Genomic DNA, 25,637 nt, shown 5'->3' on the forward strand with positions numbered 1-25,637 from the left:
GAAGACGACGAAGAAGGGGTGGTCCTCGGCGAACCGAAGACCACCCCTTATCCAGGTGTCAGTCGTTGAAGACTGCGATCAGGCTGCGATGTGCGAGACCAGGAACCAGCGGTCCTTCTCGAGTCCGCGCTGGATCTCGATCGCGACGTCCTGGCTGGTCAGGTCGACCTCGTCGAGGCCTTCGACTGCAGCCTTGACGTCGACCAGGATCGCGTCGATGTCGGAGATGACCGCACGGATCAGTTCGTCGGACTGGGTGAAGCCGGCGGGAACCGTCGTGTTGCCGACCTTGTCGGCGACGGCGCTCACGCGAGCGTCGATCGGCAGGCCGAGCGCGACGATCCGCTCTGCAGCGGTGTCGGCGAAGTCACCGGCGTGGGCGACGATCGTGTCGAGCAGCTCGTGGACACCGACGAAGTTCGCTCCACGGACGTGCCAGTGGGCCTGCTTGCCGTTGATGGTCAGTGCCTGCAGACCGAGGACGACAGGGGAGAGGAACTGGGCCGCCCCTGCAGCCACGGTCGGGTCGATGGCGGTGGTGGAAACGGTCTGTGCCTTGCTCATCTTGTGCTCCTCTGGAACGGATTCTCGTATCTGATGTAGACAACGCTACTCAGCCTCAGACATTCCGCAAGCAAGCTGAGGCTGGGCTCACTTCCGCGTGATTCCGCGGAAGTGAGGGTAGTCTCGCCTCATGAGCATCGCAGCCGGAGCCTCTGTCCTCGCCCTGCCGAACAGCACACCGATGATCGACCCCACTGCATTCGTCGCAGACGGCGCGCGCATCGTGGGGGACGTATCCCTCGCGGCCGGTTCCAGTGTCTGGTACAACGCGGTTCTGCGAGGCGACTCCGCCGAGATCGTGATCGGCCCCGGCTCCAACGTTCAGGACAACGTCTCGATGCACGTCGACTCCGGGCATCCCGTCATCATCGGCGCCAAGGTGTCGATCGGGCACAACGCCGTTGTACACGGGTGCACCGTCGGCGACGGAACGCTGATCGGCATGGGCTCGGTGATCCTCAGCGGGGCGGTGATCGGCGCTGGCTGCCTGATCGCCGGAGGTGCGGTCGTCCTCGGCGGAACGGACGTTCCCGCAGGATCGCTTGTCGCCGGCGTACCCGCCAAAGTACGTCGCATGCTCAGCGAAGAAGAGAGAGCCGGTCTGATCGCGAACGCCGACATCTACCTCGGACACCTCCAGACGCACGCGGCCGCGACTCCGGTCTGAGTTCTCCGGCCGCTAGGCTGGATCGTGTACGGGGCGGTGGCCAAGCTGGTTAAGGCAGTGGGCTCATAACCCAACGATCGCGGGTTCAAGTCCCGCCCGCCCTACTTTTCGTCGCGAGCTGCGCCAGACCCCGCACGGGTGAGCATGAGCGTGCAGCGGTGCGCTGAGACGAACGGGTCGAGGCGCTGCACCTCGAGCGGTCCGCCGCTGTGCTGGAGAACATCCCGTACGAGCTGCGCGTGCACACCGCAGACGAGCTCCTGATCCTCGTCGAGCAGATCGTGGTAGCGGCAAGGGGCAAGGTCGAACTGCAGGGCGTCCTCGTCGACGACGGGGTTCAATCCGGCATCGTCGAGATGTTCGTACAGTGCGTCGACCTGCCGCAGCGCCTCGTCGCCGAGTGTCGGCGGAGCATCGCTCGATACCGCGCGGAGCATTCGCCCCCTCGCGCTCGCCCCTTCGACGCGCCTGCGTGCCACCGCGCTCGATGATGCGTCGCGCACGGGATGGAACACGACCGGAGGGCGCCCTCGCTCGCCCGTGTGCAGAGTCTCGGTGCGGATGAGCCCCTCGTCTTCGAGCACCTTGAGGTGATCCCGCACGGTGTTGAGCGGTATTCCGCTCTCCTCGGCCAAGGCACCGGCACGGCATCCCGGTGTCTGTTGGATGGCGCGAAGCAGTCGGAGCCGACGAGGTTGCGTCAGTCCGCGGAAGTCATGGGCACGGCGGGGCATGTGGCGAGGCTAGACGGGCGGGAGCGGCCGCGTCATCCGTTCGACCGGAAATAACCCGGTGAAACCGTCAGCGGCGTCCGACACCATTGACGAGGGTGGGAGAACCATGACGGTGAAGTGAAAGGAAGTCATGAAACTCTCATCGGAGTCAGAAGCGGTCGTACGCGCGACCGCCGGAGTCGTCGCAGAACATGCCGACGAGATCACGACGCTGTTCTATCGAGGAATGTTCGCGGCGCACCCGGAGCTTCTGCACGTGTTCAACCGCGCGAATCAGGCTATCGGAGAGCAGCCGAAGGCCTTGGCAGCGTCAGTGGTCGCGTTCGCCGTGCAGCTCATCGATCCGGATGCTCCCGACTTCACCCCGGTCATGCGTCGGATCGCGCACAAGCACGTGTCACTCGGCATCCAGGCGCGCCAGTACACGATCGTCGGACACTACCTCCTCGACGCGGTCGGTACCGTTCTCGGCGACGCCGTCACTCCCGAGGTGCGTGCCGCGTGGGATGAGGTCTACTGGCTCTTCGGATGCTCGCTCATCGCCGAAGAGGCGAAGCTCTATGCGCTGGGCGGCACGAATCCCGAACAGCCGTGGCGCAAGCACCGGGTCGTCGAACGGGTCGAGGAGTCGGAGGATGTGATTTCGCTCCTTCTCGCTCCGGTGTCGGGCGAAGTCGCCTCGCATCGCACCGGTCAGTACGTGGCCATCGCCGTCGACCTCTCCGACGGCTCGCGTCAACCTCGCCAGTACACGATCTCGTCCGGTCCGCGCGGCGATTCACTGCGGGTGACGGTGAAGCGGGTGCGCGGTGTCGGTGAGACGCCGGATGGACAGGTTTCGACCTGGTTGCACCAGCATGGCCATCCCGGCACGGAGCTCGATGTGTCCCAGCCCGCGGGCGATGTCGTTCTCGACGAGGCGGAACACCCTCTCATCCTGGTATCGGCGGGCATCGGCATCACACCGATCGCCGCGATCCTCGAGGACCTGTCGCGCCGTTCACCCGGCCGAACCGTTCGACTGTTCCACGCCGATCGCGCCCACGACAGCCATGCGCTCTACGCTTCGCTGCGGCGACAGGTTCTGGCGATGGACGATGCCAAGGCGCAGAACTGGTACGAGATGGATGCGGAGGTCGCGCCGACCCTGCATCCCGCACTTCCCGGAAGAATGGACCTCGCCGAGGTCGACCTGCCCGATGATGCGGTGGTCTTCATGTGCGGGCCGCTCGCATTCATGCGGGCCGCACGAACGACACTCATCGCGCGCGGCATCCCTGCGGAACGCATCTCCTACGAGGTGTTCGGGCCGGATCTGTGGGCGCAGCAGCCCACGTCTGACGCGGCCTGATGCCGGCGTGGACGGGGAAGGGGCACATCCGTGCGGCTGTCAAGCCCCTCCCCGGTACGTCCGCGTCACGCCATCCTTCGTGGGTGCGGCACCGCGCCGCAGAACGGGAGGCACCATGAGCATCGGCAGCGGAATCGCACTATTCGTGATCGGGGCGATCCTCGTCTTCGCGGTGAACGTCGACGTGCCGTGGATCGATCTCGACATGGTCGGATACATCCTGATGGGCGCAGGAGTGATCGTCTTCCTGATCGGCATCGTGCTGCTGGCACGTCGGCGTCGGACCGAGACGGTCTCTCGCACCTTCGTCGACCCGGCGACCGGAGAGCCGACGACTCGTCGATCTGTCAGCTCCAGCGGCGACGAAGGTGTGTGACGGTACCGGCTGACGACCTTCGGGTGCCGAGGGTGAGGAACGCCGTCAGTCTGCGGTGCTGCTCTCGAGGTGCTCTTCGACGAGAGTGATCCCTCCGCTGGAACTTGCCGAATGCGCGAGCTCCTCGATCCACTTCCGGCTCAGGTCGGGCGTCTCCGCTTCCTGGAACACGAACCGGAGGGGGATCGACGGGTGCAGCCACAGCGTGGAGCGTCCGGGCGCATCGCCCTCGGGGTGTCTCCAGGAGAGCGTGAAGCTCTCGTTGCGGCGGAGTTTGGTGGCGATGACGACCTTCAGATGTGCGAGTGCGCGGTCATCTATCTGAATGGGCGTCCTCGCGTCGCCGTAGTAGAGGCTGCCCATCAGAGACAGAACGATTCGGCGGTGTACGGGACATGGACCATGGTTCTCCTCGATGGCGTGCTTGAAGGACCGAGAAGGCGGTCCGGGGTACTCGAACTCTAGCCAACAGGGGCTGCGGCAACTGGCTTCCAGCCGCGACCCGCCGCGTGATGCGAACAGAGTCTTCGCCAGATGTCACGGAGAAGGCCGAGCGGGCGGAGCACCGAACGCGTCTCGGTAGGCCGCGGCGAACCGCGAGGAGTTGCTGAAGCCCCATCGCCGAGCGACTTCACCGACGGAGCGGCCTTCGCCGTTGCGGAGGTCGCGGTGTGCGCCGTCGAGACGAGCCCGACGCAGAGCATCGGCAGGTGTGATGTCGAGTGCCCGCCGGAAGGCGTACTGGAGCCCTCTTGTCGAGATGTACGACGCAGCAGCGACGTCATCGATCGTGATCGCGAGGTGCGCATTCTCGTCGATGTAGGCGAGGGCTCGGCGGACGGACGCCGGTGCACCCGCACGCTGTGCGGGGCGGCGAAGGGATTCGGTGAATGTCGTGGGGAAGGCGGAGAGCGTCATCGTCAGGGCATGACGTTCGAGCTCGGCGGCCAGCAGCGGCTCGGCGTCGGACATACCGAGCACCTGGTCGATGTACCCGAACATCCGCTCCCAGCGCTGGGCATCGGTGGCGGAATGCGGCATGAGACCGGTTGCTCGCAGTTCACGTGCGTCGTCGCCCGTGATCTGCCTGGCGCGGTTCTGTGCAGCCTGATGGTCGAAGACGAAGGCACGAACTCGAGCAGACCGATCCCACTTGGCTTCCACCCTGGTGCCATCCGAGATCCAGGGCGAATGCGCGTCGAGAATCTGACGCTCGGACCAGACGCGAGCATCCGGTGCCTCGACACGACACACGAGCAGTTGTTCCTGAGGCTCGGCTCGGGAATGCACCTGGGCAGCGAGCCGGTAGTCGACCAGCGTCGCTGAGTCGAGTTCTTCGGAGCGCCAATCGAAACGGAAGTCGCGAGGATCGGCGTTCTGCAGCGAAGACGACGGGACGAACTGCTGCCACGTCGATTCCACCTGCTCGACGTCGGTCGACGTGAACTGCATGGGCACCTCCTTGTTCTTGTACACCTTCCCCGTCACGACATCGGGGTGGCGGCTCCCGGTGACACAGGCGCGCTCTCGCCCCGACCGGTCGTGGGCTTCAACCCTCGATGGATCGATTCGATCGCACCGGCCAGCTTCCGTCGAGCGATTCCTCGGGGTCGAGACGGCCGAGCTTCACGAAGTACTCCGTGAGGCTCGCGGCCTGCGAGCGGGCCCAGCCGATCTGCTGGGTGTGCAGCTCTGTCGGGGTCGAGGGAAGGCTGAACTGGCGGGCCAGCGCCTGGGCGACGCGCCCAGCGGCGATCGCATCGGCCGACGCCTCGTGCGCACTCTCGAGGGGAACGGCATAGTGTGCCGCTACGACCTCGAGGGTGCGTCGGCCCCGCCGGTAGCGGTCGTACGCCTTGTCGATCACGAGCGGATCGATCACCGGGGAAGGATCGACGAGTGGTTCGATTCCTTTCCTCGCGGCTTCGCAGGCCAGCAGCGAGAAGTCATACGAAGCGTTGTAGGCGACGACCGGCACGCCCTGCTCGAACAGCGATCTCAGAGCCGCCGTGACCTCGGCGACGACCTCGCGCGCCGGGCGACCGTGCGCTCGGGCATGCTCGGTACTGATCCCATGCACCGCGGTCGCGCCTTCGGGGATCGGGATTCCGGGGTCTGCAAGCCAGGAGCGCGCGGCGATCTGCCTGCCGTTCGCGTCGAGAACACCGACATACGCGGTGACCACGCGATCGGAGGTGACATCGACGCCCGTCGTCTCGAGATCGAACACGCCGACGCGGGTGAGCCAGGCGGGAAGCGCGGGACCGGATGGCATGCCCTCACGCTATGGCGGACCGCTGACATTCAGGAGAAGGCGCACGGCGACTCGTAGACTCGGGGGATGACCGTGCCTTCCCCGTATGCGGACCGTCTTCGTCGCCTTCCCGTGCAGCGTCACGAGGTCGAGGTGCGCGGGGCGATCACGGCCTACTGGGTGTACGGACCGGATGACGCCGAGACGACGGTGATCGCGGTGCACGGGTTCCGCGGTGAGCACCATGGCCTCGAGCCGGTGCTCGCCTATCTTCCCGAGGTGCGCGTGATCGCTGCGGACCTTCCCGGATTCGGAGAGTCGGCTCCGTTGCCCGGACGTACGCACGACCTCGACGAGTACGCAGGATGGCTCGAAGAGTTCGCGTCGGCAGTCGCCCCCGGTGCCGTGATCCTCGGCCACTCGTTCGGCTCGATCGTCACGGCTGCGGCCGTCGCCCGCGGGCTGCAGACGCCTCGTCTGATCCTCCTGAATCCCATCGGCGCCCCGGCCCTCGAAGGTCCCAAGGGGCTCATGACGCGTCTTGCGGTGCTCTACTACGATCTCGGCGCCCGTCTTCCCGAAAAGATCGGAACCGCGCTGCTGCGCAACCGCGTCATCGTCCGTGTGATGAGCATCACCATGGCCAAGACGAAGGACCCCGAACTCCGACGGTTCATCCACGATCAGCACGACACGTACTTCTCCCGGTTCTCCGACCGCGACGTCCTGCGCGACGCGTTCATCGCGAGCGTCTCCCACGACGTACGCGAGTTCGCGCCCGAGATCGATGTCCCGACGCTGTTGGTCGCCGCCGAGCACGACGACATCACGCCGATCGAGGCGGAGCGGAAGCTGGCGACGATCTTCCCGGACGCGACGCTGGTCGAGATCGCCCATGTCGGGCATCTCATCCACTACGAGACGCCGGCAGAAGCAGCCGGCGCGGTCCGTCGCTTCCTCAGGATTCCCGTCGCGCGAGGCCGATGAGCCCGGCCACCCGGAACGGGATGACCTCACCCATCGCGAGTGAGGTCTCGGTGCGCTCCACGCCTTCGATGGACAGGATGCGCGCGTCGGTGTCGAACAGGTGTCGTGCGTCACGACAGGCCACACGTGCCAGTAGATCGATGGATCCGCTCAGTCCGTGGGCCTGCACGACCTCGGGAATCCGCGCGAGCTCGTTGATGATGCGGGGCAACTCCGTCTGCCGCACGCCGATGCTCACAAAAGCCTGAAGCGGGAAGCCGAGCACGTCGGGGGAGAACGACCGCTCATAGGAGAGGAAGATCCCGCTCTGCTCCAGGCGGGCCATCCGCGCCTGGATCGTGTTGCGCGAGAGCCCGAGGTTCTCCGCCAGCGCGACGATGGTCGTCCTCGGGTCGTCGGCGAGGGCGGCGAGAAGCTCGAGGTCGATGCGGTCCAGTCCTGGCATAGTGCCAAACCCTAGCAGTACGGAATCACCCCAAATTGAGCAACATGCTCAAGCGCTCTCAGAATGCTTGAGCGAGGTGTTGAGCAGACGTACTCTCAGACCATGCCGGTGATGACGCTGGCATCAGTGCGCGGAGCCTCATGAGGGCCGCCGAGGACGAGGAGGACGACGATGTCACCGCAGATCACCCCCATCGCAGACACCGCCCAGGATCTGGAGCTCTCGGAGCGCATCCTGGCTCCGGATGGAAGCCGTGTCGCGAACCCGCTGCTCGATCCCTTCGTCGCCGACGTCGACCCCGCACAGTTGCGCTCCCTGCTTCGGGACATGGTCATCCTCCGCCGGATCGACGCCGAGGGGGTGGCGCTCCAGCGGCAGGGTCAGCTCGGTCTGTGGGCGCCGTGCCAGGGTCAGGAGGCCACGCAGATCGGCACGGCCCGTGCGATCGCACCCGAGGACTATGTCTTCCCCAGCTATCGCGAGACCGGCGTGATCTACGCTCGGGGCGCGCAGCCCGGCGACTACGTGCGCATGTGGCGCGGTGAAGAGGGCGCGGCATACGACCCGGCAGCGCTCGGAGTCGCCCCCCTCCAGATCATCATCGGCGCCCAGACGCTGCATGCGGTGGGCTACGCCATCGGCATCCAGCACGATGGTGCAGACGAGGTCGCTGTGACGTACTTCGGCGACGGCGCGACGAGTCAGGGCGACGTCAACGAAGCGATGATCTTCGCCGCCTCCTATCAGGCGCCTGTGGTCTTCGTCTGCCAGAACAACCATTGGGCGATCTCCGAGCCCGTCGCCGTGCAGTCGCAATACCCGATCGCGGGGCGGGCGCCCGGGTTCGGGATTCCGAGCGTCCGGGTCGACGGCAACGACGTTCTCGCGTGCATGGCGGCGATGCGATGGGCGCTGGAGCACGCACGCTCCGGCAAGGGCCCCGCCTACATCGAGGCTGTGACCTACCGAATGGGCCCGCACACGACGGCGGACGATCCGACGCGCTACCGCGACGAGGCTGAGCTCGAATCGTGGCGCCGCCGTGACCCGATCGCACGCGTCGAAGCACATCTGCGCGCGGCCGGCGAGCTCACGCAAGACCACCTTGCCGAGACCCAGGCCGCTGCGGACGCCGTCGCGAAGGAGATGCGCGCGGCGTGCCTCGGCATGGTCACCCGGCCGCCGCTGGCTGTCTTCGACGGTGTCTACGCCGAGCCGCACACCGGTCTCGAGCGTCAGCGCGATGAGTACGCCGCCTACCTCGCGTCGTTCGAGAGCGAGGTGTGAGCATGACCGAACTGACTCTCGGCAAGGCACTCGGCGCGGGGCTCCGCCAGGCGATGCGCGACGACGACAAGGTCGTGCTGCTCGGCGAGGACATCGGCAAGCTCGGCGGCGTCTTCCGGATCACCGATGGACTCCTCGATGAGTTCGGTGCGGCTCGGGTGATCGATACACCGCTCGCGGAGTCCGGCATCGTCGGGATGGCCGTCGGGCTCGCGTTCCGGGGGTATCGCCCCGTCGTGGAGATCCAGTTCGACGGCTTCGTGTACCCCGCCTTCGACCAGATCGTGGCCCAGGTCGCGAAGCTGCATTACCGCACCCAGGGTCGGGTGAAGATGCCGATCACGATCCGGATCCCCTGGGCGGGTGGCATCGGTGCCGCCGAACATCACTCGGAATCTCCCGAGGCGTACTTCGTGCACACGGCAGGTCTGCGTGTGATCGCGGTGTCGAACCCGGAAGATGCGTATCGAAGCCTCAGGCAGGCGATCGCCTCCGATGACCCGGTGATCTTCTTCGAGCCGAAGCGCTTGTATCACCACAAAGGCGACGTCGACCTCGCGGCTCCGCTCGCGGATGCGCCGCCGATGGGGCTCGCGCGTGTCGTGCGAGCCGGAACGGACGCGACCCTCATCGCCTACGGCGCCATGGTCGGTACCGCGCTGCAGGCCGCCGATGCCGCCGAAGACGACGGAATCTCCCTCGAGGTCATCGATCTGCGCTCGCTCTCGCCTGTCGACTACGACTCCGTCGCCGCATCGGTGCGCAAGACCGGACGCGTCGTCGTCGCCCATGAGGCGTCTCGCGAAGCAGGCGTGGCGGCCGAGGTCATCGCGAGCATCACCGAGCGTTGCTTCGAGTACCTTGAGTCGGCGCCGCTACGGGTCACGGGCCACGACATCCCCTACCCGCCGGCGAAGCTCGAGAAGTACCATCTGCCCGACCTCGATCGGCTGCTGGATGCGGTTGATCGTGTTCTGGATCGACCGAACAGTCTGACGGGAGCAGGGGCATGATCGCGGAGTTCCGTCTTCCGGACCTCGGGGAGGGGCTCACCGAGGCCGAAGTGGTGGCGTGGCTGGTCGCTCCCGGGGATACGGTGACCCTCAATCAGACGCTCGCCGAGGTCGAAACGGCCAAGGCGGTCGTGGAACTTCCGTCGCCTTACGAGGGAACCGTGTCGATACTGCACGCCGAAGCCGGCGAGACCATCGCCGTCGGTTCTCCGCTGATCGCGTTCGACGTCGTCGGCGAGGAATCGGATGCCCAGGTACCGGAGTCCGATTCCGGGGAGAAGGCGCAACCGAACCTCGTCGGCTACGGTGCCGCGCCGACCGCGGCGGGGAGACCGGCACGCCGCGCACGTCGAATCGGCGGCACTCCGACGAAGGTCGACACCGCGGTCCTCGAGGCCGCGCCGCACGACGCCACACCATCCCTCGCCACCGACGCGGTGCTGGAGCGGCCACGGTCGACTCCACCGGTGCGGGCCCACGCCAAACGCCTCGGCATCGACCTGGTGCTCGTCGCTGCTGAAGTGGGGGATCGAGTGATCACCCGCAGTGACGTCGATGCATATGCCGAGCGGATCGGCGTTCGTGGTTCGGATGCCGCGCAGATGCCGGCCATCCACTCGGTCATGCCTTCCAGCCCCGCCGCTCTCGGCGAGCCGGAACGCGAGACCCGGATCCCGATCCGCGGCGTTCGAAAGCACACCGCGGCGGCGATGGTGCAGAGTGCGTTCACCGCGCCGCATGTCACTGTCTTCCACACCGTCGATGTGACCGCGACGATGGACCTGGTGGAGAGTCTTCGCGGCGACCGTTCGCTCGACGGGCACCGGATCGGTCCCCTCGCGGTGGTGGCGAAAGCCGTATGCCTCTCCCTCGGGCGCGCACCGGGATTGAACTCCCGGTGGGACGAGCCGGCCGCGGAGATCGTCCAGTACAACTACGTCGATCTCGGGATCGCCGCGGCGACCGAGCGCGGACTCATCGTCCCGATGATCCGGGATGCGGAACGCCTGACCCTGATCGAACTTGCGGACGCCGTGAAGTCCCTGGCCGAAGTCGCCCGTTCGGGGAAGACCTCACCGGCGGAACTCGCAGGCGGCACGTTCTCGATCTCCAACATCGGCGTGTTCGGCGTCGATGCCGGCACGCCCATCCTGCCGCCGGGGCAATCGGGGATCCTGGCCGTCGGCGCGGTGCGCCGCCAGCCGTGGGAGTTCCGCGGCGAGATCGCACTGCGTCAGCTGATGACGCTCAGCCTTTCGTTCGATCACCGCCTGGTCGACGGAGCCGAAGGCGCACGGTTCCTCAAGGACGTCGCCGACATCCTCGAGGAGCCAGGGCGGGCGATGCTTCTCAGGTAGTGGCGCGCAGCGCCGCATCCGCCATCGCGATCAGCACGGTCGCGGTGGCGGAGTGGCGTCTGGCTGCGGCGCGCGTGCTGTGCGGCGTCGAGTTGATGAGTCCGAAGCAGGCCTGCACGCGCAGGCGCAACTCGTCCTGATCGGTGCCACCGTCCGGCGTCGCATGCAACGGCGACAGCGCAGCCATCCACAGCTCGATGTAGGCGCGCTGGAGGCGGCGGACCTCGGCGCGGTCGGCTTCGGACAGGAACGCGACATCTCGGTCCTGCACCTGGATGACCTCGGCATTGCCCAGGGCGAATTCGACGTGGAAGCCGATCAGCGCGCGCATCCGCTCGTCCGCGGTCGGTGACTCCTCGGAGACGCGACGGCCTCCGTGGATCAGGTCCTGACTGACCTTGACGAGCACCGCACCCAGCAGAGCCTGTTTCCCGGCGAAGTGACGGTACACGGCAGGCCCTGACACGCCGACGGCGGCGCCGATGTCCTCGAGACTCACCCCGCTGTAGCCGCGCGCGGCGAAGAGACGCGCAGCGGCGTGCAGGATCGCATCCGACCGTTCGGCCTTGGCGCGGTCTCGGGCGGTGACCGGGCTTGTCATCTCAGTTAATCCTCGCTAACCTGAATCAACGGGTTAGTGAACACTAACCGAAAGTGCATGCACCGCGCCAGGGCTCCGCCCTCGCGGACGTGGGTCGAGGAGGACATCACGATGCCGGCAACCCAGGAGTCACTCGCGTACGAGCTGCGAGAACGCCTCGAGACCGCGGCTCGCGGAGGACCGGAAGCGTCTCGAGAGCGCCATGTCGCCCGGGGAAAGCTGCTTCCTCGTGATCGCGTCGCGCGCGTGCTCGACGAGGGCAGTCCGTTCGTCGAGATCGCACCGCTTGCGGCCGACGGTCTGTACGGGGGAGAGGCCCCGGGGGCCGGAGTGATCGCCGGGATCGGTCTCGTCCATGGCCGGCAGGTGATGGTGGTCTGCAACGATGCGACGGTGAAGGGCGGCACGTACTTTCCGCTGACGGTGAAGAAGCACTTGCGCGCGCAGGAGATCGCTCTCGAGAATCGCCTGCCGTGCCTCTACCTCGTCGATTCCGGCGGCGCCTTCCTTCCCAAACAGGACGAGGTCTTCCCCGACCGCGAGCACTTCGGGCGGATCTTCTTCAACCAGGCGCGCATGTCGGCCGAGGGGATCCCGCAGCTGGCCGCGGTGCTCGGATCCTGCACCGCCGGCGGCGCCTACGTCCCTGCCATGAGCGATGAGACCGTCATCGTCCGCGGTCAGGGAACGATCTTCCTCGGTGGGCCGCCCCTCGTGAAGGCGGCGATCGGCGAGATCGTCACCGCCGAAGAACTGGGCGGGGGCGAGCTGCATGCCCGACGCAGCGGTGTGGTCGACCATCTCGCGGAAGATGACGAACACGCACTCGAGATCCTGCGCGACATCGTCGCCACGCTTCCCCCTCCTGCGGCTCCCGCCTGGGAGGTGCTGAGCAGTCGTCCGCCGTCTGAGACCACCAGCCTGTACGACGCCGTCCCCGTCGATGTGAACGCCGCCTATGACGTGCACGAGGTCATCTCGCGCCTCGTCGACGGCGAGACGTTCCTCGAGTTCAAGCCCGAGTACGGCACGACCCTCGTGACCGGATTCGCCCGCCTGCATGGGCATCCTGTCGGCATCATCGCGAACAATGGCGTCCTGTTCAGCGAATCCGCACTCAAGGGAGCGCACTTCATCGAGCTGTGCGATCAGCGCGGCATACCGCTGTTGTTCCTCCAGAACATCACAGGTTTCATGGTCGGGTCAGATGCCGAGGCCGGCGGGATCGCGAAGGACGGCGCGAAGATGGTGACAGCCGTGGCCAGCACGAGAGTACCCAAACTCACCGTCATCATCGGCGGATCCTTCGGAGCCGGCAACTACTCCATGTGCGGGCGTGCCTACTCTCCCCGCTTCCTGTGGACCTGGCCGGCGAGCCGCATCTCCGTGATGGGTGGCGCCCAGGCAGCATCCGTGCTCGCCACCGTCAAGGAGGACCAGCTCTCCGCGCGCGGCGACTCCTGGAGCGGCGAGGACCGCGCGGCTTTCGAGGCACCGATCCGCGAACAGTACGAGCATCAGGGCGAGCCGTATTACGCCACGGCACGACTCTGGGACGACGGCATCGTCGACCCCGCACAGACCCGTGACCTCCTGGGCCTGGCCCTCGATGTCGTCTCCCGCAGCCCGCTGCCCGAACCGCGCTTCGGCGTCTTCCGGATGTGAGTGCCTTGTCCATGACTGCAACATCGCCTTCGAACGGCATCACCTTCCACACGGTTCTCGTCGCCAACCGCGGTGAGATCGCGCGCCGGGTCATTCGAACCCTGCGAGCGCTCGGCATCCGCAGCGTCGCGGTGTACAGCGACGCCGACGCTTCGGCTCCTCACGTCCGCGAGGCCGATGTAGCCGTCCGGATCGGCCCGGCACCTGCCGCGGATTCGTACCTCGACATCGATGCCGTGATCGCCGCCGCCCGCAGCACCGGCGCCCAGGCCATCCACCCCGGCTACGGATTCCTCTCCGAGAGCGTCGGACTCGCCGAGGCCTGCGCCGAGAGCGGCATCGTCTTCATCGGTCCGTCCGTCGACGCGCTGCAGATCATGGGGGACAAGGCGCGCGCTCGCGAGCACGTACTGCGCTACGGCGTTCCCGTCGTCCCCGGATTCGACGCCAAGGGCCTGTCCGACTTCGAGATCGCCGAGGAGGCGGAGAACGTCGGATACCCGCTGCTGGTCAAGCCCAGCGCCGGCGGAGGCGGGAAAGGCATGGAGGTCGTCGCTGACGCGTCGGGGCTGCGGGGTGCGCTCGCCTCGGCCCGCCGTGTGGCGGCCTCGGCCTTCGGCGACGACTCGCTCATCCTCGAGCGCCTGATCCGCCGACCACGACACATCGAGGTGCAGGTCTTCGGAGACACGCATGGCACGGTCCTCGCGCTCGGCGAACGCGAGTGCACCCTGCAGCGACGACACCAGAAGGTCATCGAGGAGGCACCGTCAGCGGGTATCCCCGCGCACACGCGGGATCGGCTGCTCTCCGCAGCGGTACTCGCGGCTGAAAGCGTCGAGTACGTCGGCGCGGGCACCGTCGAGTTCCTCATCGACGCCGATGCGCCGGACGAAGTCTTCTTCATCGAGATGAACACGCGCCTTCAGGTGGAGCATCCGGTCACCGAAGAGGTCACCGGGCTCGATCTCGTCGCCCTTCAGCTCCGCGCGGCCAGTGGTCTTCCTCTGGATGTCACACCACGCATCCGGGGGCATGCGGTCGAGGCGCGCGTGTACGCGGAATCACCGGAGCGCGGCTTCCTTCCCTCCACCGGAAAGATTCTGCTGTTCGAGCCGCCGGTCGGGGTCCGGGTGGATGCGGCGATCGAGACCGGAAGCGAGGTCACCGGGTTCTACGACCCCATGATCGCCAAGGTGGTCGCGTTCGCAGACGACCGTGCCACTGCGCTTGCGCGGCTGGACGAAGCACTCGCCCGCACTGTCGTGCTGGGAGTGGAGACCAACATCGCATTCCTCCGTCTGCTCTGTCAGGACGCGCGCGTCATCGCGGGCGATCTCGACACGGGGCTCATCGAAACGCTGCTTCCCCTCGAAGCGGATAGCCCTTCGCCCGCGCAGCTCGCTGCGGCGAGGGACACGGTCGCGGGATCCGCCGAGCCGCTTCGAACCAGCACACTGTGGCGCGATCGACCGGGCTGGCGTCTGGGGGCCGCAGAGGCGGCATCCACGCTTTTCGTGGCGCTCACGGATGACGACGAAGAGGTCGTGCTCGACGAGGCCTCGACCGCACGCTCTCGACGGGCTGTTCATGCCGCGATCGACGGCGACGGCGCGGTCTGGGTCGCCGAAGATGGTCGCACGGTTCGCCTGCGCCCGCTCGACAGGAAGCAGCGGATGCAGCGTCGGCTGTCTGCACGCGAGGCAGGATCTGCGGCGACGGAACCGGAAGCACGCGCCCCCATGCCGGGCAGTGTCGTAGCAGTGCACGTCGCGGACGGAACGTCGGTTTCCGCCGGCGACGCGCTCGTCTCGATCGAGGCGATGAAGATGGAACACCCGGTACTCGCGCCCCATGACGGCGTGGTGCATCTACTGGTCGCGGTGGGCGACCAGGTGCGGCGTGACCAACCGGTCGCCCGCGTGACGACGGAGGAGAGTTGACCATGGAAGATCTGTCCGAGGAGGAGCGCGAGCTCGCCGCGATGGTGCGCGAGTTCGCCGACACCGTGGTCGCGCCGCAGGCCTATGAAGCTGATCGCACGCACACGCTCTCGATGGATGTCGTGGCGCAGATGGGCGATCTCGGGCTGTTCGGTCTGCCGTTCCCCGAGGAGTACGGCGGGCAGGGCGGCGACTACATGGCGCTCGGCATCGCGATCGAGGCGCTCGGTCGCGTCGATCAGTCGATCGCGATCACGCTCGAAGCGGGTGTCAGCCTCGGCGCGATGCCGATCTTCCGCTTCGGGACCGAGGAGCAGCGCCAGGAGCTGCTGCCGGATCTGCTCGCGGGCCGCGCGCTGGCCGGCTTCGGCCTCACCGAGCCGGAAGCGGGCAGCGACGCCGGTGCCACCAGGACGACGGCGCGGCTCGAGGGCGATGAGTGGGTGATCGACGGCTCCAAGCAGTTCATCACCAACTCGGGAACCCCGATCACACGCTTCGTCACGGTCACGGCGGTGACGGGGAACGAGAACGGTCGCAAGGAGATCTCCACGATCATCGTTCCCAACGGCACGCCCGGCTTCACCGTCGAGGCGCCCTACGACAAGGTGGGCTGGAACGCCTCCGACACGCATCCACTGACGTTCGACGGCGCACGGGTTCCCGCCTCGAACCTGCTGGGCGCACGGGGGAGCGGCTTCCGCAGCTTCCTCAGCATCCTCGACGAAGGCCGCATCGCGATCGCGGCTCTCTCTACGGGAGCCGCGGAGGGCTGCCTGGAGGCGGCGGTCGAGTACGCCAAGAGCCGTACGATCTTCGGTGCCGCGCTGAGCACCCGTCAGAACGCCCAGTTCACTTTGGCGCGCATGCGCGCTCGTGTGCACACCGCTCGGCTCGCCTGGCACCACGCCGCGAGGCTCCGTGACGCGGGGAAGCCGTTCGCCGAAGCCGCGGCCATTGCGAAGCTGGTCGGTGGAGAGGCCGCGATGGACAACGCCAGGGATGCGACGCAGATCTTCGGCGGCAACGGATTCATGAACGAGTTCCCGGTGGGGCGTCATTACCGAGACTCGAAGATCCTCGAGATCGGCGAGGGCACCACCGAGGTGCAACTCCTCGTCATCGCGCGCGGACTCGGACTCGCCGGGTAGCGTGGCGGTATGACCACGCACGACATCCTCCAGAGGGGTCTGTACTACGAGGAGTTCGTGGTCGACGCCCGCTACCTGCACCGCCCGGGCCGCACGGCGACCGAGGCCGACAACGTGCTCTTCACCACGCTCACCATGAACACGCAGGCCCTGCACCTCGATGCGGCGTTCGCCGATGCGCAAGACCCGTTCCGTGCGCGATTGATGAATTCGATGTGGACGCTGTCGACCATGGTGGGTTCGTCGGTCGCTCAGCTGACGCAGGGCACTCTCGTCGCCCAGCTCGGATTCGGTGACGTCGCGTTCCCGCATCCGCTGTTCGCCGGCGACACTCTCTACACCGAGAGCATCGTCGTCGAGAAGCGGCTCTCGTCGTCCCGACCGGGTCAGGGAATCGTCAAGATCGCACACACCGGGCGGAATCAAGACGCGACGGTCGTCGCCACCGCCGTCCGCTCCGTGCTCGTGCACTGCTTTCCGGAAGGATCGACCGTATGACCTTCGACCTCGGGCCCGCGCTCCTGTTCTGCCCTGCTGACCGTCCCGAGCGCTTTCAGAAGGCACTCGAACGGGCCGATGCGATCATCCTCGATCTCGAGGACGCTGTGCTTCCGGATGCGAAGGCGGCCGCTCGCAAGAATGTGATCGCCGCCGATGTCGACCCCGACCGTGTGATCGTGCGCGTCAATGCTCCGGACAGCGACGCTTTCGCGGCTGATCTCGCGGCGCTGGCGCAGACCGATTTCCGCACCGTGATGGTGGCCAAGACCGAGCGTGCGGAGAGTCTGTCGGCATTCGATGCGCGCTACTCACTCATCGCCCTGTGCGAGACCGCCCGCGGCATTCATGCGGCCGACAGCATCGCCGCGCACCCGCAGGTTTCCGCGTTGATGTGGGGCGCCGAAGACCTTGTGGCCTCGCTCGGAGGCACCTCGTCTCGGAACGCGGACGGCAGCTATCGCGACATCGCCCGCTACGCCCGCGCGCGAGTTCTCCTCGAATCAGGAGCGCACGGCAAAGCCGCGATCGACGCGGTGCACATCGACCTCGACGACGCCGATGGCCTGCGAGACGAGGCGATCGACGCAGCCGCGTCGGGTTTCGGGGCGAGCGCGTGCATCCACCCGAACCAGGTCGCAGCGATCCGGGCGGCCTACCGGCCGGACGAGGCGACCGTGAGGTGGGCACATGCTGTGCTCGCAGCTGCTGAGGTGGAACGGGGAGTCTTCCGGTTCGAGGGACGCATGATCGACGAACCGGTGCTCCGTCACGCGCGCGCGGTCGTCTCCCGCGCCGGCTGATCAGAGGACCGGCGACTCCTCGAGCAGGCGCAGGTAGCCCGGCGCTGCGACGAAGCGGTGCGCTGAGCCGTTCTGGAGAACCTCGCCATCGCGGGGGAGCGTGCCTCCGGAGACGTGATCGATCACGGCGCGGATCACTCCACCGTGCGCGACGACGATGACCGACTCCGCGCGGGGAGTCGACCGTCGACGCGCTTCACGCGCGATCGCATGCAACGCCGCGATGGCGCGTTCGCCTACCTCGTGGAGGGATTCCGCACCGGGGACCTCGGCGTGCCAGTTCCCGTAGGCCTTGATGTAGTCGGGCACGAGCATGCCCTCGCCCTCGCCGAACTCCCGCTCACGGATGTCGGGGACGACACCGGCGATCTCCAGGCCGAGACGATCGGCGATGATCTCCGCCGTCTCCTTCGCCCGGAGCAGCGGGCTGGTGTAAACCGCGTGATGCGTGCCGGCGGCGAGCTTCTCCGCTGCCCAGCGGGCGTCTTCACGCCCGGTCTCATTCAGAGGGATGTCGGTGGAGCCCTGGATGCGCTTGGCGAGGTTCCAGTCGGTCTGACCGTGGCGGACGAGAGTGAGGTGGGTCACGAGAGGAGTTCCTGGAGTGCGGGGAGCACATCGCTGGTGCCGGCGGCGATGGTGACATGCGCCCAGGCATCCGCGCGCGTCGGCTCACGGTTGACGATGATCAGGGGGATGCTGCGGCGGCGGGCGCGCTCGACCAGTCGCACACCGGAGTTCACGACCAACGAGGAGCCGGCGACGATCAGCGCGGAGCTGGAGCGCAGCAGCGACTCCGCCGCGCGGAAGCGATCCTGTGGCACATACTCGCCGAAGAAGACCACGTCCGGCTTGAGCATGCCTGCGCAGACGGTACACACGGGGACGATGAAGCCCTCCGTGCTCTCCGGGAGGACGTCCCCGTCAGGCGCCAGTGCGACGTTCTCCGGCACCGTGATCCAGGGATTGAGCTCCTCGATCTGCACGGCGATGTCTCGCCGGTCGAAGACCTGGCCGCATTGGAGACACAGCACCCGGCGCATGGTCCCGTGCACCTCGATGACGTGCGAGCTCCCGGCGCGCAGGTGCAGTCCGTCGACGTTCTGGGTGATGACTCCCGAGACCTTCCCGGCGGCCTCGAGCTGGGCGAGGGCGAGATGCCCCGCGTTGGGTTCGGCCCGGGCGAACGCGCGCCAGCCGAGGTGGCCGCCGACCCAGTACCGCCGCCGTGCGGCTTCATCGCCCAGATACGTCTGGATCGTCATCGGATCGCTGCGGATCCTGGCGCCCTCGCCGCGATACGCGGGAATACCCGAATCAGTGGAGATGCCGGCGCCGGTCAGGAGTGCGATGCGCTTGTCACGCAGCAACTCGGCGGCGTGGGCGATGGTGGCCGACAGCTCGGCGGGGTTCGACACGCTCACAGGACCTCCTCGAGCGAGTCTACGGTGCAGAGCCGACTCCAGGCCTCGCCTGCTCGGCCCTCGGCTTCGGCTCGGGTGCAGGAGAGCGTGCCTGCGATGGCAGAGTGGTGCCTGTGGAACTGTTTCCTGTGACTGATGCCGACGACCGACGCCTCGACGACTACCGAGGACTCACCGACACCGCTCTTCGTGCCGTGTCGGAACCGGCGGGCGGTCTGTACATCGCCGAGTCGACGAAGGTGATCGCTCGCGCGGTGGCAGCCGGACACCGTCCACGCTCGGTTCTGGTGCAGGAACGGCGGGTGGACGATATCCGTGGAATCGTCGGCGAACTCGACGTGCCGGTGTACGTCGTCCCGGATGAGATCGCAGAAGCGGTGACCGGCTTCGCCGTGCACCGCGGGACCATCGCGTCGATGCATCGCCCACCGCTGCCGGCCGTGCGCGAGCTGCTCGAGGGAGCATCGCTCGTCCTGATCCTCGAGAACATCGGCGATCACACGAACGTCGGAGCGGCGTTTCGTGCAGCTGCCGGTCTGGGCGCCGACGCGGTGCTGGTGTCGCCCGGCGGGGCAGACCCGCTCTACCGGCGCAGCGTCCGCGTGAGTATGGGGACGGTGTTCCAGGTGCCGTGGACCCGCATCACCGATTGGGAGTCGGCCGTCGCAGATCTTCACGATGCGCGGTTCGACATCGCTGCTCTCGCTCTGCGCGACGATGCGGTGACGCTCGACGCCTATGCTGCGAACCGGCCCGAACGCGTCGCCCTCGTCATGGGGTCAGAGGGCGACGGCCTCTCCCGCGAAGCGATGTCAGGCGCTGACACCGTCGTCACGATCCCGATGGCAGGTGGGGTCGACTCCCTCAATGTGGCATCCGCGGCCGCGGTCGCGCTCTGGGCCATGAAGAGCTGAGCCGAGCTGTTCAGTCGCGTTCGGGCAGGATGATCGGCGAGGGATCCGGACGCTTCGCGGCCAGGTTGTCGCCCGAGGACTGATGGCGCAGTCGACGCAGCACCCAGGGCACGAGATGCTCCCGAGCCCAGCCGAGGTCTTCTGAGCGGGCCTCGCGCCAGGTGCGCAGCGGGAACGGCTCAGGCTGCATGGCTTCGAGGTCGTTCGGAACGTTCAGCGCCCGCAGCGCCATGCGGGCGACCTCATGGTGCCCGAGCGCGTTGTAATGCAGCCGGTCGTCGTCGAAGAAGCGCATGTCCTGCACGACCTTGAGCGCCCACTGATCGGCGACGATGCAGTCGTGCCGCTCGGCGATGGCGCGCACGTTCTCGTTGTAGATCGCGACTTTGCCTCGAAACGCGCGAAAGACCGGAGTGAATCCCGTGTCGATGCCGGTGAAGAGCAGCACGGCAGCGCCGGTCGACGCCAGTCGCGTCACGGCATCCTCGAGCTGGCTGGCGATCGCATCCGGGTCGGTGCCAGGGCGGATCACATCGTTGCCGCCGGCGCAGATCGACACCAGGTCGGGGCGCAGGGCGACAGCCGGCTCGATCTGGTCGGCGACGATCTGGGCGATCAGCTTCCCGCGGACGGCGAGGTTCGCGTAGGCGAAGTCATCCACTTGCAGGGCGAGCACCTCGGCGACTCTGTCTGCCCAACCGCGATGGCTCCCGGGATGCGCGGGATCGGGATCGCCGATGCCCTCCGTGAACGAATCGCCGATCGCGACGAAGCGGCGCCAGGGGTGCACGATCTCGTTGGGGACGTAAGGGGTCCGTGTCGAATCCTGGTCGGTCATCCGGCTCTCCTTCGCGAACGGTGTGCGAGGCGGGGTGGCCGCGACGCAGTGACCGAGCCTACTCGCAGCGGCCTCGCTGGGGGCGTGGCGCGCGCGGGAATCGCGGTGAGTGATCCAGTGTCGCCGGCAACGATTATCGTGGAGTCGATGCTTTCTCCGTCCTTTCCTCAGCGTGCCCCATGGGGAACCGCGAACAAGCTGCGCGCCTGGCAGCAGGAGGCGCTGGAGCAGTACTTCGAGGCGGATCAGCGCGACTTCCTCGTCGCCGCGACACCGGGTGCAGGAAAGACGACTTTCGCGCTCACACTCGCGGTCGAGCTCATGCGCATGGGAGAGATCAACCGCATCATCGTGGTCGCTCCGACCGAGCATCTGAAGACGCAGTGGGCCGACGCGGCCGCTCGGGTGCACATCCGCCTCGACCCGCGCTTCCGCAACAGCGACTGGGCCCCGGCCCGGCACTATCACGGTGCCGTGGTGACCTACGCGCAGGTTGCGGCGAAGTCCTCCGTACATCGGCATCTCACCGAAGATGCCAAGACGCTCGTGATCCTCGACGAGGTGCATCACGGTGGCGATGCACTGAGTTGGGGCGATGCGATCCGCGATGCCTATGGCCCCGCGAGGCGGCGCCTCCTGCTCTCGGGTACGCCCTTCCGCAGCGACACCGCACCGATCCCGTTCGTCGAGTACCACCCCGACGAGTCCGGTGCGCGCATCTCACGCACCGACTACAACTACGGCTACGGCCGGGCTCTGGCCGACGGCGTGGTGCGGCCCGTGCTGTTCCATATGTACGCGGGCAAGATGCGGTGGCGCACGACGACGGGCGATGAGCTCGAGACGCATCTCGGTCAGGACAACACGAAAGACGTGACGTCGCAGGCCTGGCGGACGGCCCTCGACCCCGAAGGCGACTGGATGCCGGCCGTGCTGTCGGCAGCGGATCGCCGCCTCACCGAGATCCGCCATCATGTTCCCGATGCCGGTGGCCTCGTGCTCGCGACCGATCAGACGGTCGCCCGCGCCTACGCGAAGATCCTGCACAGCATCACGGGTCAACAGCCGACGATCGTGCTCTCCGACGACGCGACGGCTTCGGAGCGCATCGAGAAGTTCAGCGCGAACGACGCCAGATGGATGGTCGCAGTACGCATGGTGTCGGAGGGCGTCGACGTACCCCGTCTCGCCGTCGGCGTGTACGCGACGTCGTCGTCGACCCCGCTCTTCTTCGCGCAGGCCATCGGCCGGTTCGTGCGAGCGCGACGGAGGGGCGAGGCAGCCAGCGTCTTCCTCCCGCAGGTCCCGGTGCTCATGGGGCTCGCGAACGAGATGGACAAGCAGCGCGATCATGCGCTCGACCGACAGTCGAAAGAAGACGACGGCCTTGACGATTCGCTGCTCGAGAGTGCGAATCGCGAGGAAGAGACTTCAGACGCGCTGACCCAGGAGTTCAGCTACCAGGCGCTCTCGTCCGTCGCACACTTCGATCGCGTGGTGTTCGAGGGGCAGGAGTTCGGGCAGCTGGCTGAACCGGGCACTCCGGAGGAAGAGGAGTTCATCGGCTTCCCCGGGCTTCTCGAACCGGAGCACGTGCACGAGCTGCTCATGCAGCGACAGACCCGTCAATCCCGTCTGCGTGAGGTCCGCGAGGCCGCTGCAGGGCCCACCGAGACGACGACGCTGCCCGCCCCGCTCCACCGCACGCTCAAGGAGCAGCGGCAGCTGCTGAACAGCCTCGTGGGCCTTTACGCCCGGCAGAGGGGCGAACCCCACGGAGCCGTGCACGCCGAACTCCGCCGCATCTGCGGCGGGCCGGCCGTGGCGCAGGCGACCGTCACCCAGCTGCAGTCGCGCATCGAAGTCCTGCGCAAACGCGTCCGCGCCTGATACCGCGTCCCGGCCTCCCTGCTCGCCGCCCCGGACGCGTGCTTCGGATCCCCGAAATGCTGTCAATCCGCGTCTAAGCGGGGTGCGCGCGAGCGTGCGCGGCTAGCGTTGAACGGTTGCCCGCGCACCGGGCACCGTCACATCTGGAGGATCCATGACAGCCCCCGCTGCAGCCGACCCGACCCCCGCCGATCGCCGGCGCTGGGCGCGCTATCTGGTCGAGGAGCGCGCCGAAGGTGCCGTGTATCAAAAGCTCGCCGCGCGTCGAGAGGGCGAGGAGCGCGACATTCTGCTGAGCCTTGCCGACGCCGAACGACGCCATGAGCAGCACTGGCTCGATCTCCTCGGCGCTGAGCCCGCGAGACTACCTCGTGCGGGCGTCCACTCCCGCCTGCTCGGCTGGATGGCCGGCCGCTTCGGCTCCATCTTCGTGCTCGCCCTGGCCCAGAGCGCCGAGGCCCGTTCTCCCTACGACTCGGAGCAGTACGCCACACCCGCGATGCGGGCCGACGAGAAGGTGCACTACGAAGTGGTGCGCGGACTCGCCGCCCGTGGCCGCAGACGTCTCTCCGGATCCTTCCGGGCCGCGGTGTTCGGTGCGAACGACGGCCTCGTGAGCAACCTCGCCCTCGTTCTGGGTATCGGTGCGACCGGAGTCAGCTCCGGCTTCGTGCTCTTCAGCGGCATCGCGGGTCTGCTGGCCGGAGCGCTGTCGATGGGCGCCGGCGAGTTCGTCTCGGTGCGGTCTCAGCGCGAGCTGCTGGCGGCGACGGAGGCGAACGAGGATGCGGCTGCTGCCGCCGGTGACCTCGACATCGATGAGAACGAACTGGCCCTCGTCTATCGGGCCCGCGGCATCGATCAGGCGGAGTCCCTGTCGCGGGCGCGGCGCATCGTCGCGGCCGCACAAGCGGGAGTCAGCCGCACGGCAACCGGCCCCGTGAACATCCAGGGCGCAGATGACCATGAGATCGTCGGCAGCGACTGGACTGCGGCGATCTCCAGCTTCCTCCTGTTCGCATCCGGGGCGATCATCCCCGTCCTGCCCTGGATCTTCGGGCTGCAGGGTGCGACCGCGGTCATCGTGGCTCTCGTGCTCGTCGGTATCGCGCTGCTGAGTACCGGAGCGATGGTGGGTGTCCTCTCCGGAGGACCGCCCCTGCGACGAGCTCTCCGTCAGCTGGCGATCGGCTTCGGTGCCGCTGCCATCACCTACGTTCTCGGTCTGGTCTTCGGCGTCGGCGTGGCCTGATTCCTGATCGCTCGCGGGGCCGGCCACAGTGCCTGTCCCGCGAGTGACGAAGACAACGAAGAAGGCCCCGGATCTGTGGATCCGGGGCCTTCTTCTTCTTGTGCGCGGAGGGGGACTTGAACCCCCACGCCCTTACGGGCACTACGACCTCAACGTAGCGCGTCTACCATTCCGCCACCCGCGCAGGTGTTGGATGATCGTTGCCGACCGAAGAATGACATTACCACGTCCTCCGCGGCCTCTCGAACCGAGCCGTACGCCCGGGCGTGGCGCGTGATTTCGATAGCCTGGACCCATGACCGATCCGTCCCTTCCGGAGGTCGTCCGCATCGCGAGCGACCTCATCCGTTTCGACACGTCCAACTTCGGTGGCGGCAACGCGAAGGGCGAGCGCGAGGCCGCCCAGTACGTCGGGGCCTACCTGGAAGAGCTCGGGCTCGAGATCGAGTACTACGAGCCGATCCCGCGTCGCACGAACGTGATGGCGAGAGTGCCGGGGCGAGATCGGAGCAAGCCGGCGCTCGTCGTGCATGGCCACCTCGACGTCGTTCCCGCGATGGCCGAGGACTGGAGCGTCGATCCGTTCGCAGGCCTCGTGCAGGACGGGATGCTGTGGGGTCGAGGTGCCGTGGACATGAAGAACATGAACGCGATGATCCTCACGTCGGTCGCAGAGATCCTGCGCGCGGGGGAGCAGCCGGAGCGCGACCTCGTGCTGGCGTTCTTCGCCGACGAAGAGAACGGCGGTGTCGAGGGTTCGGCCCTCGTCGTGCAGAACCACCCCGAGTGGTTCGAGGGCGCGACGGCCGCGATCAGCGAGGTCGGCGGTTACTCCATCACCGTCGACGACCGACGCGCCTACCTGCTGCAGGTGGGGGAGAAGGCCCTGATCTGGATCCGTCTGGTCGCCAAGGGGCGTGCGGGCCACGGCAGCCGCCTACATGACGACAACGCCGTGACGAAGCTCGCCGAGGCGGTCGCAGCGATCGGACGTACTCGCTGGCCGATCCGGCTGACTTCGACGACGAAGGCTCTGCTCGAGGGACTGAGCGCCCTCAGCGGACGCAGCGTCGACGACCCGGACGCACTCGCATCGGCTGCCGGACCCGCCGAAGCCTTCCTCCGGTCGTCGTTCCGCACGACGACGAACCCGACCGCGCTGACCGCGGGCTACAAGCACAACGTCATCCCTGAGCGCGCGGAGGCACTCATCGACGTGCGCGTGATCCCCGGCACCGAAGACGATGTCCTGGCTGAGCTCCAGGAGATCGTCGGTGACGAGATCGTCATCGAGACGGTCGTCCGCGACATCGGCATGGAGACACCGTTCGAGGGCGAGCTGGTCGAGGCGATGGTCGCCAGCATCGGCCGTCATGACCCGGGTGTACCGGTGATCCCGTACCTGCTCGGCGCCGGCACCGACAACAAGGCGCTGGCCTACCTCGGCATCACCGGCTACGGATTCGCACCGTTGAAGCTTCCGGCCGACCTCGACTTCACGGGCATGTTCCACGGAGTCGATGAGCGAGTACCCGTAGAATCGCTTGTCTTCGGTCAGCGGGTGCTGACCGATCTGCTGCGCACGTACTGAGCGCTGCGCGCTCCGTGTCGCCCTTGAACTG

At 67.2% G+C, this 25,637-nt stretch carries 26 protein-coding genes and 2 tRNA genes; 17 read left to right on the forward strand and 11 right to left on the reverse strand.

Going from position 1 to position 25,637, the window contains the following annotated elements; genetic code table 11:
- Positions 1-78: 78 nt before the first annotated feature.
- Complete coding sequence (locus tag ACIQTX_RS11495; protein WP_105525409.1) at positions 79-564, reverse strand: Dps family protein; 486 nt, start codon at positions 562-564, stop codon at positions 79-81.
- Positions 565-694: 130 nt separating this feature from the next.
- Between ACIQTX_RS11495 and ACIQTX_RS11500 the strand changes: the two genes are divergently transcribed.
- Positions 695-1,231 (forward strand): gamma carbonic anhydrase family protein, encoded by a 537-nt coding sequence (locus ACIQTX_RS11500; protein ID WP_402972214.1) that lies wholly within the window; start codon positions 695-697, stop codon positions 1,229-1,231.
- Positions 1,232-1,261: 30 nt separating this feature from the next.
- Positions 1,262-1,335, forward strand: a tRNA-Ile gene (locus ACIQTX_RS11505).
- On the opposite strand, the gene ACIQTX_RS11510 is transcribed toward ACIQTX_RS11505, so the two are convergent.
- Positions 1,333-1,965: a helix-turn-helix domain-containing protein gene (locus ACIQTX_RS11510; protein WP_402972216.1), complete on the reverse strand. Its 633-nt coding sequence runs from the start codon at positions 1,963-1,965 to the stop codon at positions 1,333-1,335. The genes ACIQTX_RS11505 and ACIQTX_RS11510 overlap by 3 nt on opposite strands.
- Before the next feature lie 130 nt (positions 1,966-2,095).
- Between ACIQTX_RS11510 and ACIQTX_RS11515 the strand changes: the two genes are divergently transcribed.
- Together ACIQTX_RS11515 and ACIQTX_RS11520 are read left to right on the forward strand one after the other, a co-directional pair.
- On the forward strand, positions 2,096-3,316 hold the full coding sequence (locus ACIQTX_RS11515) for a globin domain-containing protein (RefSeq protein WP_402972218.1): 1,221 nt from the start codon (positions 2,096-2,098) through the stop codon (positions 3,314-3,316).
- Positions 3,317-3,431: 115 nt separating this feature from the next.
- A complete protein-coding gene (locus ACIQTX_RS11520; protein WP_402972220.1) occupies positions 3,432-3,692 on the forward strand; it encodes a DUF6458 family protein in 261 nt (86 codons plus the stop codon).
- 45 nt (positions 3,693-3,737) lie between these two features.
- Here ACIQTX_RS11520 and ACIQTX_RS11525 read toward each other — a convergent pair whose 3' ends face one another.
- The 3 genes from ACIQTX_RS11525 to ACIQTX_RS11535 all read right to left on the reverse strand — a co-directional run bounded on the left by ACIQTX_RS11525 (position 3,738) and on the right by ACIQTX_RS11535 (position 5,967).
- Positions 3,738-4,055, reverse strand: coding sequence for a hypothetical protein (locus ACIQTX_RS11525; RefSeq protein WP_105525404.1), 318 nt, complete (start codon positions 4,053-4,055; stop codon positions 3,738-3,740).
- Positions 4,056-4,229: 174 nt separating this feature from the next.
- Positions 4,230-5,144 (reverse strand): helix-turn-helix transcriptional regulator, encoded by a 915-nt coding sequence (locus ACIQTX_RS11530; protein ID WP_402972222.1) that lies wholly within the window; start codon positions 5,142-5,144, stop codon positions 4,230-4,232.
- A 97-nt stretch (positions 5,145-5,241) separates the two neighbouring features.
- Positions 5,242-5,967: a 3'-5' exonuclease gene (locus tag ACIQTX_RS11535; RefSeq protein WP_402972224.1), complete on the reverse strand. Its 726-nt coding sequence runs from the start codon at positions 5,965-5,967 to the stop codon at positions 5,242-5,244.
- A gap of 66 nt (positions 5,968-6,033) precedes the next feature.
- On the opposite strand from ACIQTX_RS11535, the gene ACIQTX_RS11540 reads away from it, so the two are divergent.
- Positions 6,034-6,933 (forward strand): alpha/beta fold hydrolase, encoded by a 900-nt coding sequence (locus ACIQTX_RS11540; protein ID WP_402972226.1) that lies wholly within the window; start codon positions 6,034-6,036, stop codon positions 6,931-6,933.
- On the opposite strand, the gene ACIQTX_RS11545 is transcribed toward ACIQTX_RS11540, so the two are convergent.
- On the reverse strand, positions 6,905-7,378 hold the full coding sequence (locus ACIQTX_RS11545) for an Lrp/AsnC family transcriptional regulator (RefSeq protein WP_028501915.1): 474 nt from the start codon (positions 7,376-7,378) through the stop codon (positions 6,905-6,907). The genes ACIQTX_RS11540 and ACIQTX_RS11545 overlap by 29 nt on opposite strands.
- 171 nt (positions 7,379-7,549) lie before the next feature.
- Between ACIQTX_RS11545 and pdhA the strand changes: the two genes are divergently transcribed.
- Genes pdhA through ACIQTX_RS11560 form a run of 3 tightly spaced genes read left to right on the forward strand, consistent with a single transcriptional unit; the run spans position 7,550 to position 11,036 of the window.
- On the forward strand, positions 7,550-8,665 hold the full coding sequence (gene pdhA / locus ACIQTX_RS11550) for a pyruvate dehydrogenase (acetyl-transferring) E1 component subunit alpha (RefSeq protein ID WP_402972228.1): 1,116 nt from the start codon (positions 7,550-7,552) through the stop codon (positions 8,663-8,665).
- 2 nt (positions 8,666-8,667) lie between these two features.
- The gene (locus ACIQTX_RS11555) at positions 8,668-9,678 is read left to right on the forward strand and encodes an alpha-ketoacid dehydrogenase subunit beta (RefSeq protein ID WP_402972230.1); all 1,011 of its coding nucleotides are present in this window, start codon (positions 8,668-8,670) and stop codon (positions 9,676-9,678) included.
- Complete coding sequence (locus tag ACIQTX_RS11560; RefSeq protein WP_402972232.1) at positions 9,675-11,036, forward strand: dihydrolipoamide acetyltransferase family protein; 1,362 nt, start codon at positions 9,675-9,677, stop codon at positions 11,034-11,036. The genes ACIQTX_RS11555 and ACIQTX_RS11560 overlap by 4 nt, the downstream gene beginning before the upstream one ends.
- Here ACIQTX_RS11560 and ACIQTX_RS11565 read toward each other — a convergent pair.
- Positions 11,029-11,637, reverse strand: coding sequence for a TetR/AcrR family transcriptional regulator (locus ACIQTX_RS11565; protein ID WP_105525398.1), 609 nt, complete (start codon positions 11,635-11,637; stop codon positions 11,029-11,031). The genes ACIQTX_RS11560 and ACIQTX_RS11565 overlap by 8 nt on opposite strands.
- Before the next feature lie 111 nt (positions 11,638-11,748).
- Here ACIQTX_RS11565 and ACIQTX_RS11570 point away from each other — a divergent pair, with 111 nt between their 5' ends.
- The 5 genes from ACIQTX_RS11570 to ACIQTX_RS11590 are packed head-to-tail and all read left to right on the forward strand — an operon-like array spanning position 11,749 to position 17,697.
- Positions 11,749-13,302, forward strand: coding sequence for a carboxyl transferase domain-containing protein (locus ACIQTX_RS11570; RefSeq protein WP_402972235.1), 1,554 nt, complete (start codon positions 11,749-11,751; stop codon positions 13,300-13,302).
- A gap of 11 nt (positions 13,303-13,313) precedes the next feature.
- The gene (locus ACIQTX_RS11575; protein WP_402972237.1) at positions 13,314-15,245 is read left to right on the forward strand and encodes a biotin carboxylase N-terminal domain-containing protein; all 1,932 of its coding nucleotides are present in this window, start codon (positions 13,314-13,316) and stop codon (positions 15,243-15,245) included.
- Positions 15,242-16,396: an acyl-CoA dehydrogenase family protein gene (locus ACIQTX_RS11580; RefSeq protein ID WP_402972239.1), complete on the forward strand. Its 1,155-nt coding sequence runs from the start codon at positions 15,242-15,244 to the stop codon at positions 16,394-16,396. Before ACIQTX_RS11575 ends, ACIQTX_RS11580 begins: the two co-directional genes overlap by 4 nt.
- A gap of 9 nt (positions 16,397-16,405) precedes the next feature.
- Complete coding sequence (locus ACIQTX_RS11585; protein WP_402972241.1) at positions 16,406-16,894, forward strand: MaoC family dehydratase; 489 nt, start codon at positions 16,406-16,408, stop codon at positions 16,892-16,894.
- Positions 16,891-17,697, forward strand: coding sequence for an HpcH/HpaI aldolase/citrate lyase family protein (locus tag ACIQTX_RS11590; RefSeq protein ID WP_402972243.1), 807 nt, complete (start codon positions 16,891-16,893; stop codon positions 17,695-17,697). Before ACIQTX_RS11585 ends, ACIQTX_RS11590 begins: the two co-directional genes overlap by 4 nt.
- Here the strand turns inward: ACIQTX_RS11590 and ACIQTX_RS11595 are convergent, their stop codons facing one another.
- Complete coding sequence (locus ACIQTX_RS11595; RefSeq protein WP_105525392.1) at positions 17,698-18,285, reverse strand: histidine phosphatase family protein; 588 nt, start codon at positions 18,283-18,285, stop codon at positions 17,698-17,700.
- Positions 18,282-19,121: a Sir2 family NAD-dependent protein deacetylase gene (locus ACIQTX_RS11600; protein WP_402972245.1), complete on the reverse strand. Its 840-nt coding sequence runs from the start codon at positions 19,119-19,121 to the stop codon at positions 18,282-18,284. The genes ACIQTX_RS11595 and ACIQTX_RS11600 overlap by 4 nt, the downstream gene beginning before the upstream one ends.
- A 113-nt stretch (positions 19,122-19,234) precedes the next feature.
- On the opposite strand from ACIQTX_RS11600, the gene ACIQTX_RS11605 reads away from it, so the two are divergent.
- A complete protein-coding gene (locus ACIQTX_RS11605) occupies positions 19,235-20,035 on the forward strand; it encodes a TrmH family RNA methyltransferase (RefSeq protein ID WP_402972247.1) in 801 nt (266 codons plus the stop codon).
- A 10-nt stretch (positions 20,036-20,045) separates the two neighbouring features.
- Here the strand turns inward: ACIQTX_RS11605 and ACIQTX_RS11610 are convergent, their stop codons facing one another.
- Positions 20,046-20,873 (reverse strand): SGNH/GDSL hydrolase family protein, encoded by an 828-nt coding sequence (locus tag ACIQTX_RS11610; RefSeq protein ID WP_402972249.1) that lies wholly within the window; start codon positions 20,871-20,873, stop codon positions 20,046-20,048.
- 147 nt (positions 20,874-21,020) lie between these two features.
- Here ACIQTX_RS11610 and ACIQTX_RS11615 point away from each other — a divergent pair, with 147 nt between their 5' ends.
- Positions 21,021-22,763 carry a DEAD/DEAH box helicase gene (locus ACIQTX_RS11615; protein ID WP_051250856.1) on the forward strand — a complete coding sequence of 581 codons (1,743 nt, stop codon included), beginning with the start codon at positions 21,021-21,023 and terminating at the stop codon, positions 22,761-22,763.
- A 154-nt stretch (positions 22,764-22,917) separates the two neighbouring features.
- Positions 22,918-24,015: a VIT1/CCC1 family protein gene (locus ACIQTX_RS11620; protein WP_105525389.1), complete on the forward strand. Its 1,098-nt coding sequence runs from the start codon at positions 22,918-22,920 to the stop codon at positions 24,013-24,015.
- A 101-nt stretch (positions 24,016-24,116) separates the two neighbouring features.
- On the opposite strand, the gene ACIQTX_RS11625 is transcribed toward ACIQTX_RS11620, so the two are convergent.
- Positions 24,117-24,199 (reverse strand) — tRNA-Leu (locus ACIQTX_RS11625).
- A gap of 111 nt (positions 24,200-24,310) precedes the next feature.
- Between ACIQTX_RS11625 and ACIQTX_RS11630 the strand changes: the two genes are divergently transcribed.
- Positions 24,311-25,606, forward strand: coding sequence for a M20/M25/M40 family metallo-hydrolase (locus tag ACIQTX_RS11630; protein ID WP_402972252.1), 1,296 nt, complete (start codon positions 24,311-24,313; stop codon positions 25,604-25,606).
- The last annotated feature ends 31 nt before the right edge of the window (positions 25,607-25,637 follow it).

The organism is Microbacterium sp. NPDC090281, assembly GCF_044769635.1.
In the GTDB taxonomy this organism is placed as follows: domain Bacteria; phylum Actinomycetota; class Actinomycetes; order Actinomycetales; family Microbacteriaceae; genus Microbacterium.